The following is a 509-nucleotide window of genomic DNA, read 5'->3' as shown; positions in this document are numbered from 1 at the left end:
CGTGCGAGTGGTTTTGACTGATCAGCTTGCTCGATGCTTTGATTGACGGCCTGAGTATCATTCTGATAATCCGGTAGATAGTCTTCAGGATCAATCACATCTGAGGGCATATTACCGCCATCGGTTATATCGCCATTACCCGCTATTATCTCGTCATTAATGCCATTTGCCGCATTGACATTGCCACTACTGACAGAGTCACTCACGTTAATGGGACGTGACATAATTTCAGCTGTGGCCGCCTGCTCTGCTGCTGTTTCACTTTTGCCTAATGTGTCAAGATTGCTAGGTGTAGATAAGTCGGTCGCATCTAACTCAACATCTAAGCCGATGGGTGGCGCTGTGTCGTTCAATGTGGCAATTGGCGCATCAAAAGCACTGTCGTTGTTAATGCTGTCGATATCTTGGGCGTTTTGCAAATCCATCGCAGCCAACTCACGATCAATCTGCTCAGGCGTCATCATCTGATAGCCTTGCTGCTGTATCGCTGTTGCTTGTTGCAACAAATC

Annotated in this window: 1 pseudogene; it reads right to left on the bottom strand. The window is 47.2% G+C overall.

Annotated features, from left to right (window positions below):
* A pseudogene (locus ACS8FC_RS21130) lies at positions 1-509 on the bottom strand (outer membrane protein assembly factor); the annotation flags it as partial.

It is taken from the genome of Psychrobacter sp. 1Y4, assembly GCF_051847555.1.
Note: the sequence above shows the minus strand (reverse complement) of the source record. Positions and strands in the feature narration are given on the sequence as shown.